General features: G+C 76.4%; 3 protein-coding genes. All 3 read left to right on the top strand.

Translation table 11 applies throughout. The features are described from left to right. Positions 1-125: 125 nt before the first annotated feature. The 3 genes from RMN57_RS08660 to RMN57_RS08650 all read left to right on the top strand — a co-directional run bounded on the left by RMN57_RS08660 (position 126) and on the right by RMN57_RS08650 (position 17,029). The gene (locus RMN57_RS08660; RefSeq protein WP_313762808.1) at positions 126-14,312 is read left to right on the top strand and encodes a non-ribosomal peptide synthetase; all 14,187 of its coding nucleotides are present in this window, start codon (positions 126-128) and stop codon (positions 14,310-14,312) included. Between the two features lie 86 nt (positions 14,313-14,398). After that, a complete protein-coding gene (locus RMN57_RS08655) occupies positions 14,399-14,893 on the top strand; it encodes a flavin reductase family protein (RefSeq protein WP_313762807.1) in 495 nt (164 codons plus the stop codon). Positions 14,894-14,962: 69 nt separating this feature from the next. Beyond that, the gene (locus tag RMN57_RS08650; protein ID WP_313762806.1) at positions 14,963-17,029 is read left to right on the top strand and encodes a glycosyltransferase family 39 protein; all 2,067 of its coding nucleotides are present in this window, start codon (positions 14,963-14,965) and stop codon (positions 17,027-17,029) included. Positions 17,030-17,080 lie beyond the last annotated feature (51 nt).

Genomic DNA, 17,080 nt, shown 5'->3' with positions numbered 1-17,080 from the left:
CGACGGTGCCGCATTTCCTTCCCCGACCAACCGAATTCACGCGGGCCGCACTGTCCGGGGCACCCGGGTTGATCGATCGAATGTGGAGTGAGTGAATGTCTGACCCGCAGGGTGTTCGTTACCGCTTGACCGAAGGGCAGCGGGGGATCTGGTACGCGGCGCAGAACGATCCGGCGAATCCGGTGTTCTGCCTGGCGGAGCGAGTGGACATCGACGGCCCGGTCGACGCGGAGCTGTTGGAGGCGGCCGTCCGGCAGGTGGTCGACGAGACCGAGGCCCTGCGGGCGCACTTCGGCGAGGACGCCGAGGGCCCGTACCAGGTGGTCGGCCCCGCACCCGCCTGGACCTTCCCGGTGGTCGACCTCTCCGCCGAGGACGACCCGGAGGCCGCGCTGCTGCGCTGGGTGGCGGCCGACCACGAGCGGCCGGTCGACCTCGGCTCCGGGCCGCTGTTCACCTTCGCACTGTTCCGGCTCGCCGAGCACCGGCACGTCTGGTACCAGCGGCACCACCACATCGTGCTGGACGGCCTGAGCATCGCCGTGGTCGCGCGCCGGGTGGCCGCCGTCTACTCCGCCGCCGCGGCCGGGCAGCCGTGCCCGCCGGCCGCCGCCGGCAGCCTGGGTGACCTCGTCGAGGCCGACGCCGCCTACCAGGACTCGGACGCCTTCGCGGCGGACCGCCGCTTCTGGGCCGAGCAGCTGGCCGACCGCACCGAGGTGTCCGGTCTCGCCGAGCAGCCCGCCGGCTACCCGGACCGCCCGCTGCTGCGGGCCGTCGCCGAACTCGGCGCCGGGACCGTCGAGTCGGTCCGCTCCCTGGCCCGCGAGACCGGCCTGGCCTGGCCGGCCGTGTTCGCCGCCGCGCAGGCCCTCTACGTCCACCGGGCCACCGGCCGCACCGACGTGGTGCTGGCCCTCCCGGTCGCGGCCCGCCCCACCGGGCCGGCCGGCGGGGTGCCCGGCATGGTGTCGAACGTCGTGCCGCTGCGGCTCTCCGTCCACCCCGGGGCCACCGTCGGTGAGCTGCTCCGGGACGTCTCCCGGCGGATGCGCGCCGTGGTCCGCCACCAGCGCTACCGGTACGAGGCGATGCGCCGCGACGCCGGTGCGCTCGTCGACGGCCGGCGCCTGGTCGGCCCGCGCGTCAACCTCGTCATGTTCGAGTACAACCTGGACTTCGCCGGCGCCCCGGGCACCGTGCGGAACCTGACCATCGGCCAGGACGACGACCTCACCGTCGTCGTCGACGCCCGCGCCGGCGGCGGCGCCCTGCGCCTCGAACTCAACGCCAACCCCGACCTCTACACCGCCGAGGACGTCGAGCGGCACTGCGAGCGGCTGGTCGCGCTGGTCGGCGCCCTCGCCGCGGGCGGCCCGGAGCAGATCGTCGGGCGCCTCGACACCGCCACCGACCGGGAACTGCGGCAGGTGCTGACGGAGTGGAACGGCTCCGCCGCTCCCGGTGGCGCCGCCACCCTGCCCGAGCTGTTCGAGGCGCGCGTCCGGGCCTGCCCGGACGCGACCGCCGTCACCCTCGGCGCCGAGGCGCTGACCTACCGGGAGCTGAACGCCCGGGCCAACGCCCTGGCCCGGCTGCTCGTCGCGCACGGCGCCGGCCCGGGGCGGTTCGTCGGGTTGGTGCTGCCCCGCTCGGTCGACCTGGTCGTCGCCCTCCTCGCGGTGGTGAAGACCGGCGCCGCCTACGTGCCCATCGACCCCACCTACCCGGCGGACCGGATCGCCTACACGATGGCGGACGTCGAGCTCTCGGTGGCCGTCACGCACACCGGCGGGGGAGTGGTGCTGCCGGAGGGCGTGCGGCGGATCGCCCTCGGCGACGCGGAGACCGCCGCCGACCTCCGGGCCCGGCCCGGCACCGACCTCGCCGACACCGACCGGCTCGGCCCGCTCGTCCCGGACGCACCCGCCTACGTCATCTACACCTCGGGCTCCACCGGGCGCCCCAAGGGCGTCGTGGTCTCGCACCGCAACGTGGTGCGGCTGTTCTCCGCGACCGACCACTGGTTCGGCTTCGGCCCCGACGACGTGTGGACGCTCTTCCACTCCTACGCCTTCGACTTCTCGGTCTGGGAGCTCTGGGGGCCGCTGCTGCACGGCGGCCGGCTGGTCGTCGTCCCGCACGACGTCTCGCGCTCCCCGGAGGCCTTCCTGCGGCTGCTGGCCGACGAGCGGGTCACCGTCCTCAACCAGACGCCCTCGGCCTTCTACCAGCTGGTGCACGCCGACCGGGCCGATCCGGAGACCGGCGACCGGCTGGCGCTGCGCCACGTCGTCTTCGGCGGCGAGGCGCTGGACCTGGGCCGGCTCGCCGCCTGGTACGACCGCCACCCCGACGGCTCCCCGCTGCTCGTCAACATGTACGGCATCACCGAGACCACCGTCCACGTCAGCCACCTGCCGCTCGACCGCGAGCTCGCCGCCGCGGGCACCGGCAGCCTGATCGGTCGGGCCATCCCCGACCTGCGGACCTACCTCCTGGACGGCGCGCTGCGCCCGGTGCCGCCGGGCGTCGGCGGCGAGCTGTACGTGGCCGGAGGCGGTGTGGCCCAGGGCTACCTCAGGCGCCCCGGGCTCACCTCCACCCGCTTCGTCGCCGACCCGTTCGCGGGCGACGGCACCCGGATGTACCGCACCGGCGACCTCGCACGCTGGACCCCGGAGGGCCGGCTGGAGTACCTCACCCGGGCCGACCACCAGGTGAAGATCCGCGGCTTCCGGATCGAGACCGGCGAGATCGCCGCCGCGCTCGCCGCCTGCCCCGGTGTCGCCAACTGCGCGGTGGTGGCCCGCGACGACCGGCAGGGCGAGAAGCGGCTGGTCGCCTACGTCGTGCCGCAGGACGCCGCCGACGCCCCCGACCCGGCGCTGCTGCGCAAGAAGCTCGGCGAGACCCTGCCGGACTACATGCTCCCCGCCGTCTTCGTCGCCCTGGAGACGCTGCCGCTGACGCCCAGCGGCAAGCTCGACGAGCGGGCCCTGCCGGAGCCCGAGGCGGCCGCGGCCACCGGCGGGCGCGCCGCCCGGACCCCCAACGAGCAGGTGCTCGCCGCCCTGTTCGCCGAGGTCCTGGACACCCCGTCGGTCGGTGCGGACGACAACTTCTTCACCCTCGGCGGGCACTCGCTGTCCGCCACCCGGCTGGCCGGCCGGGCCCGCGCCGTGCTCGGCGTCGAGCTGGCCGTCCGCGACGTGTTCGAGCGGCCCACCGTGGCCGCGCTCGCCACGCTGCTGGACACCGCCGCGGCGGCCCGCACCGCGCTCGTCCCCGGCCCGCGGCCCGACCCGATGCCGCTCTCCTTCGCCCAGCAGCGGCTCTGGTTCCTCGACCGCCTCGACGGCCCGAGCCCGACCTACAACATCCCGTTCGTGCTGCGGCTGACCGGGGAGCTCGACACCGCGGCCCTGCAGGCCGCCCTGCGCGACGTAATGCTGCGCCACGAGAGCCTGCGCACGGTGTTCCCGGCCGCCGCCGGCGTCCCGCGCCAGCGCGTCCTCACCGCCGACGAACTGCCCCCGCTGCTCACGGTGACCCGCACCGACGCCGGCCGGCTGCCGGCCGCGCTCGCCGCCGCGGCCGCGCACACCTTCGCACTCGAATCCGAACTCCCGCTGCGTGCCGAGCTGTTCAGTACCGGCGAGGGCGAGTACGCGCTGTCCGTGGTGGTCCACCACATCGCCGGCGACGGCTGGTCCCTGGCCCCGCTCGTGCGGGACCTCGCCACCGCCTACACCGCCCGCCACGGCGGCGCCGCGCCCGACTGGGCGCCGCTGCCGGTCCAGTACGCCGACTACACCCTCTGGCAGCGCGCGCTGCTCGGCGACGAGTCGCACGACCGCAGCCCGCTGGAGCAGCAACTCGCCTACTGGAAGCAGGCCCTGGCCGGCCTGCCGGAGGAGCTGGAGCTGCCCGCCGACCGCCCCCGGCCGGCCGTGGCGGGACACCGCGGCGCGGTGCTGGCCTGCGACCTCGACGCCGAGCTGCACCGGGCCGTCGTCGCCGTCGCGCGCTCCGGCGGCGCGAGCGTCTTCATGGTGCTCCAGGCCGCCCTCGCCACCCTGCTGTCCGCGCTCGGCGCCGGCGACGACATCCCGGTCGGCAGCCCGATCGCCGGCCGCACCGACGAGGCGCTGGACGACCTGGTCGGCTTCTTCGTCAACACCCTGGTGCTGCGCACCGACACCTCCGGCCGCCCCGCCTTCACCGAGCTGGTCGAGCGGGTGCGGCAGAGCTCGCTCGCCGCCTACGCCCACCAGGACGTGCCGTTCGAGCGGCTGGTCGAGGTGCTCAACCCGGACCGTTCGCTGGCCCGGCACCCGCTGTTCCAGATCCTGCTGAGCATGCAGGACCACCCCGACCGCGCGCTCGACCTGCCCGGCGTCGAGGCCTCGGTGGCCCCGGGCGACCTGGCGATCGCCAAGTTCGACCTGCAGTTCGACTTCAGCGAGCGGTTCGACGCGGACGGAGCCCCCGCCGGCATCGCCGGCCAGGTGCTGTACAGCACCGACCTGTACGACGCCGAAACGGTCCGGCTGATGGTGTGGCGGCTGGTCCGGGTCCTGGAACAGGCCACCGCTCGGCCGACCGCGAGCATCGCCGGGATCGACCTCCTCCGGCCGGCCGAGGCCGAGCGGCTGGACGTCGGCTGGGCGGGCGCCGTCCGCGACGTCCCCGCGCTCACCGGCACCGTCGGCGGGCTCTTCGCCGCCCGGGCAGCCGAGACCCCGGCGGCGACCGCCCTGGTGGCCGCCGACGGCACCGAGGTCTCCTACCGCGAGCTGGACGAGCGGGCCAACCGGCTGGCGCACCGGCTGCTCGCCGCCGGCGTCGGCCCGGAGTCCCGGGTGGCCGTCCTGCAGCAGCGTTCGGTGGACCTCGTCGTCTCGCTGCTCGCCGTGCTCAAGGCGGGCGGCAGCTACGTGCCGCTCGACGCCCGTGCCCCGCAGACCCGCTGGCAGCTGGTCGTCGAGCAGACCGAGGCCTCGGTGCTGCTGCTCGACCGGGCCCAGCCCGACCGGGAGTTCACCCACGGCGCGGTGGAGCTCCTGGCCGACGAGGGCCTGGACGCCTTCCCGGCGACCGCGCCCGCCGTCGCGGGCCACCCCGAGCAGCTCGCGTACGTGATGTTCACCTCCGGCTCCACCGGCCGGCCCAAGGGCGTCGCCGTCACCCACCGCGACCTGCTGGCCTTCGCGCTCGACGGCTGCTTCGCCGCCGACGCGCACCGCCGGGTGCTCTGGCACGCGCCGCACGCCTTCGACGCCGCCAACTACGAGATCTGGGTCCCGCTGCTGAGCGGCGGCACGGTGGTCGTCGCCCCGGCGCACGACATGGACGTCGCCACCCTGCGGCGCGCCGTCGCCGAGCACGGCATCACCGGCCTGCACCTGACCGCCGGGCTGTTCCGCGTGGTCGCCGAGAACGACCTCGACTGCCTCACCGGCGTGCGCGAGCTGCTGGCCGGCGGCGACGTCGTCCCGGGCACCGCCGTGCGCGAACTGCTGGAGCGCTTCCCCGGCCTGGTCTTCAAGGACACCTACGGCCCCACCGAGACCACCTCCTTCGCGACCCACCACCGCGTCACCGACCCGGGCGCCGTGCCCGACGCGGTGCCGATCGGGCGTCCGCTGGACAACATGCGCGCCTACGTGCTGGACGCCGGCCTGCGCCGCGTCCCGCCGGGCGTGGTCGGCGAGCTGTACCTCGCCGGCGAGGGCCTGGCGCGCGGCTACTGGCGGGCGCCGGGGCTCACCGCCGAGCGCTTCCTCGCCGACCCCTTCGGCCCCGCGGGCAGCCGGATGTACCGGGTGGGCGACCTCGCCCGCTGGAACGGCGACGGCCGGCTGGAGTTCGCCGGCCGGGCCGACGACCAGGTGAAGATCCGCGGCTTCCGGATCGAGCCGGCCGAGGTGGAGGCGGCCGTCGCCCGCCACCCGGGCGTCGGCTCGGCGGCCGTGGTGGTCCGCGAGGACCGGCCCGGCGACAAGCGGCTGGTCGCCTACGCCGTGCCCGCGGCCGGGCACCAGCTCGACCTCGACGCCCTGCAGGCCGGCCTCGCCCGGACGCTGCCCGACTACATGGTGCCCGCCGCCGTGGTGGCCCTGGAGGCGCTGCCGCTCACCCCGAACGGCAAGCTCGACCGCAGGGCGCTGCCCGAGCCCGGGACGCCGGGCGGGGGCTCCGGCGGCCGTGCCCCGCGCACCCCCGAGGAGCAGGTGCTCTGCGGCCTGTTCGCCGAGATCCTGGAGACCTCCTCGGTCTCGATCGACGACGGCTTCTTCGACCTCGGTGGGCACTCGCTGCTCGCCACCCGCCTGGTGCTGCGCATCCAGGCCGTCCTCGGCGTCGAGGTGGCGGTCCGCGACCTGTTCAACGCCTCCACCGTCGCCGAGCTCGCCGGGCTGATCGCCGGCGCCGCCGGGGCGACCCGGACGCCGCTCGCGCCGGTGGAGCGGCCCGCCACGGTGCCGCTGGCCCTCCCGCAGCGCGGCCTCTGGTTCCTCAACCAGATGGAGGGCCCGAGCCCCACCTACAACCTCGGCGTCTCGCTGCGCTTCACCGGGCAGCTCGACCGCGAGGCCCTGTACGCGGCCCTGCACGACGTCATCGCCCGGCACGAGAGCCTGCGCACGGTCTTCCCCGCCGAGGACGGCGTGCCCCGCCAGCACGTGGTGCCCGCCGCCGAGGCCCGGGCCGCGATCGGGGTCACCGAGATCGCCGAGGAGGAGCTGGACGAGGCGCTGACCCGGGCCGCCCGGCAGGGCTTCGACCTCGCCCGCGACCTGCCGATCCGGGCCGACCTGCTGGTGATCAGCCCGACCGAGCACGTCTTCCTGGTCCTGGTGCACCACATCGTCTCCGACGGCTGGTCGATGACCCCGCTGGTCTCCGACCTCGCCGCGGCCTACGCCGAGCGGAGGGCCGGCGGCGCGCCCGACCGGGAGCCGCCGACCGTCCAGTACGCCGACTACACCCTGTGGCAGGCGCGGTCGCTCGGGAGCGAGACCGACCCGGAGAGCCGGCTCGGCCACCAGCTCGACCACTGGCGGCAGGCCCTGGCCGGCCTGCCCGAGCAGCTCGACCTGCCCACCGACCGGCCGCGGCCGGCGGTGCTGAGCAACCGCGGCGACATCGTCCCGCTGGCCCTCGGCCCCGAGCTGCACGCGGCGCTCGCCGGTGTCGCCCGTACCAGTGGCGCCAGCCTGTTCATGGTGGTCCAGGCCGGGCTCGCCGCGCTGCTGTCCCGGCTCGGCGGGGGCACCGACATCCCGCTCGGCACCGCCGTCGCCGGGCGCAACGACGAGGCCCTGATGGAGAGCATCGGGTTCTTCGTCAACACGCTGGTGCTGCGCAACGACGTGTCCGGGGACCCGACCTTCCGCCAGCTGCTCGACCGGGTGCGCGAGGCCGACCTGGCCGCCTTCGCCAACCAGGAGGTGCCCTTCGACCTGCTGGTGGAGGCCCTCAGTCCGCACCGGTCGCTGGCCCGGCACCCGCTCTTCCAGACCATGCTCACCTTCGAGAACATGCCCGAGCTGACGCTGCGCTTCCCCGGGCTGCAGACCAGGCTCCACCCGGCCAACGCCCGCGCCGCCAAGTTCGACCTGGACTTCTCGCTCGGCGAGACCTTCGACGCCGGCGGCGCCCCGGCCGGGATCACCGGCACGCTGTCCTTCAACACCGACCTCTACGACCGCACCGGCGCCGAGGCGCTGGCCGCCCGGTTCGTCCGGCTCCTGGAGGCGGTGGCGGCCAACCCGGCGCTGCCGGTCTCCGCGGCGGACCTGCTGGCCGACGAGGAGCGGGCCGGTCTGGCCGGCCCGTGGCAGGGCGCCGAGGCGATCGAGGGCCCGACCACCCTGGCCGATCAGCTCGCCCACTGGGCCGAGCGGACGCCCGACGCCGTCGCGGTCAGCACCGCCACCGAACGGCTCGGCTACGCCGAGCTGGCCGCCCGGGTGAACCGGCTGGCCCGGCTGCTGGCCGGCCACGGCGTCGGCCCGGAGCGCTTCGCCGCCCTGCTGCTGCCGCGCAGCCTCGACATGGCGGTCGCCCCGCTCGCGGTCACCGCGGCCGGCGGCGCCTACCTGCCGATCGACCCCGGCCTGCCCGCCGAGCGGATCCGGTTCGTCGTCGAGGACACCCGCCCGGCGGCCGTGCTGACGACCCGCCGGCTGGCCGCCGCGCTGCCGCCGCTGCCGGAGGGGACCGCCCTGCTGCTCCTGGACGACCCGGCCACCGGGGCCACGCTCGCGGCCCTGCCCGGGCACACCCCGGAGCCCGGCGAGCTGAACGGCGCGGTGCGCCCGGACAACCTCGCCTACGCCATCTACACCTCCGGTTCGACCGGCCTGCCCAAGGGCGTCACCGTCGAGCACCGCAGCCTGGTGAACCTCTTCACGGCGCACCGGCGCGACCTGTTCGAGCCCGCGGTCGCGGCGGCCGGCGGCCGCCGGTTCCGCGCCGGAGTGACGGCCTCGCTCTCCTTCGACACCTCCGTCGAGGGACTGCTCTGGGCGCTGGCCGGCCACGAGGTGCACATCGTCGACGACGACGTGCGCCGCGACCCGCAGGCCCTGGTGGCCTACCTGGCCGAGCACCGCGTCGACTTCCTCGACATCACCCCCTCGTACGCGGCCGAGCTGGTCGAGGCCGGCCTGCTCGACCGCACCGACACCGCCCCGGCGGTGCTGATGCTCGGCGGTGAGGCGCTCGGCCGGGACCTCTGGGAGCGGTTGGCCGGATCGCCGGCCACCGCGAGCCACAACTTCTACGGCCCCACCGAGTTCACCGTCGACGCGCTCTCCGCACCGCTCGCCGCCGCCGACCGGCCGGTGATCGGCCGGCCGGTCCGCGGCACCCGCGCCCATGTGCTCGACGGCGCGCTGCGGCCGGTCCCCCCGGGCGTCCCGGGCGAGCTCTACCTGGCCGGCGCCGGCCTGGCCCGCGGGTACTGGCAGCGGCCGGGCCTGACCGCCGAGCGGTTCGTCGCCGACCCGTTCGGCCCCGCCGGGAGCCGGATGTACCGCACCGGCGACGTGGTGCGCCGGCAGGCCGACGGCCATCTGGTCTACCTCGGCCGGGTCGACGACCAGGTCCAGGTGCGCGGCTTCCGCGTCGAGCTCGGCGAGATCGCGGCGGCCCTCGGCGCGCTGCCCGGCGTCGCCCGGGGCGCGGCCCTGGTCCGCGAGGACACCCCGGGCGACCAGCGGCTCGTCGGCTACGCCGTGCCCGAGCCCGGCGCCGCGCCGGACCCGGCGGACGTCCGCGCCGCCCTGCGGCGGAGCCTGCCCGAGTACATGGTGCCGAGCACCGTGGTCCTGCTGGACGCCCTGCCGCTGACCGCCAACGGCAAGCTCGACCAGAAGGCCCTGCCGGCGCCGGAGCGCGGCGCGGCCACCGCGGCCCGGGCGCCCCGCACCCCGCGCGAGGAGGTGCTCGCCGGGCTCTTCGCCGAAGTGCTGGGCGTGCCCGGGGTCGGGGTGGACGACGGCTTCTTCGACCTCGGCGGGCACTCGCTGATGGCCGCCCGGCTGGTCAACCGGATCCGCACCGCGCTCTCCGTCGAACTCTCCGTCCGCACCCTGTTCGAGGCGCCCACGGTGGCCGCGCTCGCCCGCGCCCTGGACGGCGCGGCGGCCGCCCGGCAGCCGCTCGCCGTCCAGGAACGGCCCGACCCCCTCCCGCTCTCCTACGCCCAGCGCCGCCTCTGGTTCCTCAACCGGCTGGAGGGGCTGAGCGCGACCTACAACGTGCCGGTGGTGCTGCGGCTCTCCGGCGAGCTCGACCGGGCCGCGCTGGAACTCGCGCTCGGGGACCTGATCGGGCGCCACGAGAGCCTGCGCACGGTCTTCCCCGAGACCGGCGGCACGCCGCGGCAGCAGGTGCTGGACGCCGCCGGGGCACGGCTGCCGCTGGCCGTCGTGGACACCACCGAGGAGGACCTGCCCGACCGGCTGCGGGCCGTCGCGACCCAGGGCTTCGACCTGGGCGGGCGGCTCCCGCTGCGGGCCACCCTGTTCGCGCTCGGCGGGACCGAGCACGTCCTCGCCCTGGTGGTGCACCACATCGCCACCGACGGCTGGTCCGAGGCGCCGCTGGTGCGCGACCTGTCGGCCGCCTACACGGCGCGCCGCGCCGGCGCCGCGCCCGACTGGGCGCCGCTGCCGGTCCAGTACGCGGACTACACGCTCTGGCAGCGCGCGCACCTGGGCGACGAGTCCGACCCGGAGAGCGGCATCGCCCGCCAGCTCGCCTACTGGCGGGACGCCCTGGCCGGCCTGCCCGACGAGCTGTCGCTGCCCACCGACCGCCCCCGGCCGGCCGCGGCGAGCTACCGCGGGCGCACCGCGGAGTGCTCGCTGAGCCCCGAACTGCACCGGCGGCTGGCCGCGCTGGCCCGCTCGCGCGGGGTCACCCTGTTCATGGTGCTGCAGTCCGCCCTGGCCGTGCTGCTGACCCGGCTCGGCGCGGGTGAGGACATCCCGATCGGCAGCCCGATCGCCGGGCGCGCCGACGCGGACCTGGAGGACCTGGTCGGCCTCTTCCTCAACACCCTGGTGCTGCGCACCGACACCTCGGGCGACCCGACCTTCGCGGAACTGCTGCACCGGGTGCGGCGGACCACCCTGGACGCCTACGCGCACCAGGACGTGCCGTTCGAGCGCATCGTCGACGCGGTCGACCCGGAGCGCTCGCTGGCCCGCCACCCGCTGTTCCAGGTCATGCTGATGGTCCAGAACATGCCGGCCACCGGGACCGCCCTGGGCGGCCTCGCCCTCCGGCCCGAGCTGGTGGACACCGGCGTCGCCAAGGTCGACCTGAGCTTCGCCTTCGGCGAGCGCCCGGACGGCCCCGGCGAGCCGGGCGCGCTCTTCGGGGTGGTCGAGTACAGCACCGACCTCTTCGACGACGGCACCGTCGAGGTGCTGGTGAGCCGGCTGGTCCGGGTGCTGGAGGCGGTGGCCGACGACCCGGAGCTGCGGATCGGCGCGCTGGAGGTGCTGTCCCCGGCCGAGCGCGGACGCGTCCTGGCCGAATGGAACGACACCGCCCGGCCGGTGCCGGACCGGCGGGTGCACGAGCTCTTCGCCGAACAGGCCGCGCGCACCCCGCAGGCGACCGCCGTGGTCTCCGCGGGCGTCGAGCTGAGCTACGCCGAACTCGACGCCCGGGCCGACCGGTTGGCTGCACTGCTGGCCGCCCGCGGCGCGGGGCCGGAGCGGTTGGTGGCCGTCGCGCTGCCGCGCTCGGCCGAGCTCCTGGTCGCCCTGCTGGCGGTCCTGAAGAGCGGAGCGGCGTACCTGCCGCTCGACCCGGACCACCCGCGGGACCGGATCGGCTACATCGTCGATGACGCCCGGCCGGCGCTGGCGCTGGTCACCGCCGCGACGGCGGGCCTGTTCACCGGGACGGACGTGCCGCTGCTGGCCCTGGACGGCGACCGGGCCGCCCCCGACGCTCCCGCGCCCCGGGTGGCGGTCTCCCCGGACCACCCCGCGTACGTCATCTACACCTCCGGCTCGACCGGCCGGCCGAAGGGCGTGGTCGTCCCGCACGGCGGGCTGACCAACTTCCTGGCCGACATGGCGGACCGCTTCGCCCTCGGCGCCGGCGACCGCCTGCTGTCGGTCACCACGGTGTCCTTCGACATCGCCGCCCTGGAGCTGTACCTGCCGCTGCTCGGCGGCGCGGGTGTGGTGATCGCCGACCGCGACACCGTCCGCGACCCGGCCGCGCTGCTGCGCACCGCCGCCTCCACCGGCGCCGGGATCGTCCAGGCGACGCCGTCGCTCTGGCAGGCCATGGTGACCGCGGTGCCGGAGGGCCTGCGCGGGCTGCGGGTCCTGGTCGGCGGCGAGGCGCTGCCGGCGGCCCTGGCCGCCCGCCTGCGCGAGCTGGCCGGCCCGGTGACCAACCTGTACGGGCCGACCGAGACCACGATCTGGTCGACCGCCGCCGAGCTCGGCGCGGCGGACGGGGCGGGGGCGCCGTCGATCGGCGGCCCGATCGCCAACACCCGGGTGTACGTCCTCGACGAGGGCCTGCGCCCGGTGCCGCCCGGGGTCTCCGGCGAGCTCTACCTCGCGGGTGCCGGCGTCGTGCGGGGCTACCACCGCAGGCCGGCGCTCACCGCGGAGCGCTTCGTGGCGTGCCCGTTCGGCCCGGCCGGCGACCGGATGTACCGCACCGGCGACGTGGTCCGCTGGTCGGCCGACGGCCGGCTGGAGTTCTCCGGCCGGGTGGACCACCAGGTGAAGGTCCGCGGCTTCCGGATCGAGCTCGGCGAGATCGAGGCGGTGCTCGCCGCGCACGGGGACGTGGGCCAGGCCGTGGTGGTCGACCGCCGCACCGAGCAGGGCGCCGTACGCCTGGTCGCCTACCTGGTGCCGCGTGCCGGCCGGCCGGCCCCCGGGCCGGAGGAGCTGCGGGCACACCTGCTGGCGTCGTTGCCCGAGTACATGGTGCCGGCCGCCTTCGTTCCGCTGAGCGCGCTGCCGCTCACCCCGAACGGCAAGCTCGACCGGAAGGCGCTGCCCGCCCCCGGGTTCAGCGCCGCCGAGGGGTCGCGGGCCCCGCGGACCCCGGTCGAGGAGGTGCTCTGCACGGCCTTCGCCGAGGTGCTCGGCCTGCCGTCGGTGGGCATCGACGACAGCTTCTTCGAGCTGGGCGGGGACAGCATCGTCTCGATCCAGTTGGTCGCCCGGGCCCGCGCGGCGGGCGTGGCGGTCGCGGTCAAGGACGTCTTCGAGCACCGGACGGTGGCCGGTCTGGCCGGGACCGCGACGCTGATCGATGGCGCCGCGGCGGCCGAACCCGACGTCGCGGTGGGCGAGTTCGCGCCGACGCCGATCATGCACCGGCTGCGCGAGCGGGGCGGCGGGATCGACGGCTACAGCCAGCCGATGCTGCTCCGCACCCCCGCCGGCCTGGACCTGCCGACGCTCACCGCGCTGCTGCAGGCGGTGCACGAGCGGCACGACGTGCTCCGCGCACGGCTGATCGAGGACGAGCACGGCGGGTGGCGGCTGAGCGTGCCGCCGGCCGGGACGGTGGACGCGGCGGACCGGCTCGACCGGGTCGACACCGCCGCCGCGGCCGAGCCCGCACCGCTGGTGGCGGACCACCTCGCCGGCGCGGTCGCCCGGTTGGCGCCGCGGGACGGGGAGATGCTGCGCGCGGTCTGGTTCGACGCCGGCCCCGACCGCCCCGGTCGGCTGCTGCTGGTCGCCCACCACCTGGTGGTCGACGGCGTCTCCTGGCGGATCCTGGCACAGGACCTCGCCGAGCTCTGGGCCGCGGCCGCCGACGGCCGGGACGCGGCGCTGCCGGCCGTGGGCACCTCGGTGCGGCGGTGGAGCGAGCTGCTGGCGGCCGAGGCCGCCACCGACCACCGGCAGGCCGAACTCGGCTTCTGGGCCGAGGTGCTGAGCACCCCGGACGCCCCGCTGGGCACGGCACCGGACCGCGCCGGCGCCGCCGCGGCCCCGGCCGGACGGGTCGCGCTGACCGTGCCGGTCGGCACCGCCGAGGCACTGCTGACCCGTCTGCCCGCGGAGTTCCACTGCGGGGTGGAGGACGTCCTGCTGACCGCGCTCGGGCTGGCGGTCGTCGACCGGCGCCGGCGGCTGGGCGGCTCGGCGACCTCGCTGCTGGTGGCGGTCGAGGGCCACGGACGCGACGAGGGCGTCGGCGGCGCCGACCTCTCCCGCACGGTGGGGTGGTTCACCAGCCTCCACCCGGTGCGGCTCGACCTCGGGCCGCTCCTGTGGGCCGAGGTGTGGTCCGGCGGCCCCGCTGTGGGGCGCGTGGTCAAGCGGGTCAAGGAGCAGCTGCGCGCGGTGCCCGGCACCGGCATCGGCTACGGCCTGCTGCGCCACCTCGGCAGCCGGCCCGGCGCGGAGCCGGTCGGCCCGGCGGTCCCGCGGATCGGCTTCAACTACCTGGGCCGGATCGCGCTGGGCTCCGACCCCGCGGGCTCCTGGGACGTGGCGCCCGAGGCGCTGGACCTGGACCTCGGTGCGGCCGCGCCCGACCCGGCCCACGACCTGGAGCTCGACGTCGTCGCGGTCGACCGGGCGGGCGGACCGGAGCTGCGCGCCACGCTGACCTTCGCGCCCGACGCGCTCCCGGAGCCCGACGTGCGGGAGCTGGGCGCGGGCTGGCTGCGGGCCCTGGAGGCGCTGGTCGCCCATGCGGCGGGCCCGGGCGCGGGCGGCCACACCGCGTCCGACCTGCCGCTCGCGGGCCTGGAGCAGGCGGAGATCGAGCTGTTGGAGGGCGAGTGGTAGCCCCAGGCTGACCGGCCCGGCCGGTACGCCGTTCGGCGGCGGTGGGACCCGCCCACCGCCGCCCCCTTTCGAGACCGGAGGCACAGATGTCCCTTGCACCCGAGGAGTTCACCCGGACGATGGCGCGGGTGCCCGGCCCGGTGGCGGTGGCCACCACGGTCGACCGGGCCGGCCGCCGCTGGGGGTTCACCGCCAGCTCGTTCAGCTCCCTGTCGATGACGCCGCCGCTGGTGCTGGTCTGCCTGGGCAAGTCCGCCAGCACGCACCGGGCGTTCGTGACCGCCGACTCCTTCATGGTCAACGTCCTCGCCCAGGAGCAGTCCGGGATCGCCCTGCGGTTCGCGCGCTCCGGCGTGGACCGCTTCGAGGCCGGCGACACCCTGCCGCTGGAGCTGGGGCTGCCCGGCATCCCGGAGGCGGCGGTCCGGGTGGCCTGCTCCATGCACCAGGTCCTCGACGGCGGCGACCACTCCATCCTGATCGGCCGGGTCGAGGCGGCCGCGGTGGGCGGCGATGCCCCGCTGGTCTACTGCGACCGCGCGTTCCAGCGCCCGGTGACGCTGGACCCGGCCACCGTCTGAGTGCGAACCATGGTTCGAACTTTTTGATGGATCGTTGGCGATCCGTCCCGGGTCGCCGATCCTGCTGGCATGTCCATCACACAGAATCGACCGGAGCGACCCGGTGCGGACGGCAGCACCGCCGCGCCCGGTCCGGTGCGGCCCCGGGCCGCGCGTCCACCCTACGAGCGGCCGGTCCTGGCGGTGATCGCCGCGGCCTGCGCGCTGGTGGCCTGCTGGGACCTCGACGGCCGGGCCCTCTCGCCGTACGCGCCAGCCGCGGTGCGCAGCATGGCGCACTCCTGGAAGGCCTTCCTCTTCGGCGCGCTGGACCCGGCCTCCTCCCTGACCGTCGACAAGATCCCCGGGGCGCTCTGGCCGCAGGCGCTGTCGGTGCGGCTGTTCGGGTTCCACCCCTGGGCGGTCTTCCTGCCGCAGGCGGTCTTCGCCGTCCTCACCGTGCTGGTGCTGCACCGGGCCGTGCGCCGGCACGCCGGCCCGCCCGCCGCCCTGCTCGCCGCGGCCGCGATGGCCTGCACGCCGGTGGCCGCGGCACTCGCCCACTTCGCCTGGCCGGACACCCTGCTGACGCTCCTGCTGGTGCTGGCCGCCGACGCGACCCTGCGGGCGGTGGACGGCGGGCGGCTGGGGCCACTGCTGATGGCCGGGGTCTGGGTCGGGCTGGCGGTGCACGCCAAGATGCTGGAGGCGTGGGGCGTGCTGCCGGCGCTGGCCGCCGTCCACCTCCTCGCCGCACCGACCGCCCTGGCCCGCCGGCTGCGCGACCTCGCCCTCGCCGGCGTCGTCACGGCCGCGGTCTCCTGCGCCTGGATGGCGGTGGTGTGGGCGGTTCCGGCCGAGGACCGCCCGTACGTCGACGCGACCTCCGACAACGACCCGTTCAGCATGGTGTTCGACTACAACGGGCTCGACCGGTTCAACGCACAGACGCAGTCCGCCGGGACGTACCCCTACCGCAGCGGTCTGTTCGACGCGGTCTTCGGCCTGCTCGGCACCCAGGTCATGTGGCTGTTCCCGGCCGCGGCCGCGGCCGTGGTGTGGACGCTGCTCCGGCGCCGCCGCGCGGGCCGCACCGACCCCGCGCGCGCCGGGGTGCTGCTCTGGGCCGGCTGGCTCGGCACCTACGCCACGGTCTTCAGCGTCGCCCAGATCAACCACGTCGCCTACGCGGTCGTGCTCGGGCCGCCGCTGGCGGCGCTGGCCGGGGTGGGCCTGGCCGGGTGCGCGCAGGGCTTCCGGGAGGGGATCCGGGAGCGCGGCCGGCGGGCCTGGGCGCTGCCGGTGCTGGTCGCGGCCACGGCCGCCTGGGCGGTCGTCCTCACCCGGCGGGCACCCGGCTTCCGGCCCTGGCTTCCCGGCCTGGTGACCACCCTGGCCGTCCTCGCGGTGCTGCTGCTCCTGGGCCTGCTCCTGGCCGTGTTCCGGGGCCCGCTCCTGTCGGGCACCGCCCCGGGCGGGCCGCTGCTGCGCCGGTCGCGGGAGCGGCTCGCGGCCGCCGGGGTGGTGCTGGGGGTGGCGGCGGCGCTGGCGGCCCCGGCCACCTGGACCGTCTCGACCGCGGCCCGGGAGTACACCGGGATCTCGACCAGCCCGGAGGCCGGTCCGCTCTTCGCCGACTGGGAGTTCGTCGACGCGCCGCCCGAGGTGCGCGCACAGCTCTCCGCGGCGGCCGCCGAGTTCCTGAAGCCGGAGAACCTCGGGCAGGTGCTCGGCCCGACGGTGCCCGCCGCGGCGGACCTGGCCGCGCTGCGGTTCGCGGCCGAGCGCTCGGACGGGCGCCGGTACGCGCTGGCCGTCTCCGACGCGGTGCGGGCCGCGGACCTCATCGCCGACTCGGGTGCCTCGGTCCTGCCCATGGGCGGGTTCACCGGGCGCGTCCCGTTCCCGGACCGGGAGCACTTCCTGTCCCTGCTGCGGGCGGGGGAGCTGCGCTACGTGCTGGCCGTCCCGCCGACCCAGCCGGGCCCGCCGACGGCGACCACCGCGAACCTGGAGTGGGTGGCGGCGAACTGCGCGCCGGTCGATCCGGCCGAGTACGGCGTGGGCGCGCCCGCGGCCGACGCGGCGGCCGGGCCCGGGGGAGCGGCGCCGAGCCGGCTCTACGACTGTGCGGGCCGGGCGCCGGCGGCCCCGTGACGGACCGCCGGACCGACGGCGGTGGTCCCCCCGCCGACCGCGGCGGGGGGA

The organism is Kitasatospora sp. CM 4170, from assembly GCF_032110285.1.
Taxonomy (GTDB): Bacteria; Actinomycetota; Actinomycetes; order Streptomycetales; family Streptomycetaceae; genus Kitasatospora; species Kitasatospora aburaviensis.
This window is presented reverse-complemented; position numbering and strand designations above follow the sequence as displayed.

What these genes read in the sequence shown, in the direction of transcription:
- RMN57_RS08655 (WP_313762807.1), top strand. Translation starts at nt 14,399, where the DNA reads ATGTCCCTTGCACCCGAGGAGTTCACCCGGACGATGGCGCGGGTGCCC.
- RMN57_RS08650 (WP_313762806.1), top strand. Translation starts at nt 14,963, where the DNA reads ATGTCCATCACACAGAATCGACCGGAGCGACCCGGTGCGGACGGCAGC.